1 pseudogene is annotated in these 500 nt (G+C 46.2%); it reads left to right on the plus strand.

Annotation, left to right across the window (positions count from 1 at the left end):
* Positions 1-500, plus strand: a pseudogene (locus O0V13_RS21505) (SusC/RagA family TonB-linked outer membrane protein); the annotation flags it as partial.

Raw genomic sequence — 500 nt, forward strand, 5'->3', positions numbered from 1 at the left:
GCTGGGGATTTCAGGTGGAGAACAGATTGGTTGCTCAGTGGAGTCAAAGAGAAGGTGACTGATTTTGAATTGGAATACCCTGTGAGCAGTCTGATCAATTATGGGATGTCAGGCAATGGTGGGGATTACTACCCAGTGGTTGGAAGGCCATTGTTTGCAGTATACAGTTATCCATGGGCTGGTCTGAATCCCGAAACAGGTGCTCCACAGGGTTATTGGGATGGAGATGTTAGTGAGGATTATAGAACCATCATCAATGATGCGGATATGGAATCGGTGAAATACCATGGTTCTGCTCGCCCTACCACTTTTGGGTCCCTTCGAAATACCCTTTCCTATAAAGGGCTGAGTCTTTCGATGAACATCTCTTATCGATTCGGCTATTATTTCAGGAGAAGTTCTGTGCAATATGTTCCGATTCTTCAGGGACAGGGAGGACATGCTGACTTCGGATTAAGGTGGCAAGAACCAGGTGATGAGGCCCAAACTCAAATTCCTTC

It is taken from the genome of Algoriphagus sp. PAP.12, from assembly GCF_026652115.1.
Lineage (GTDB): Bacteria > Bacteroidota > Bacteroidia > Cytophagales > Cyclobacteriaceae > Algoriphagus.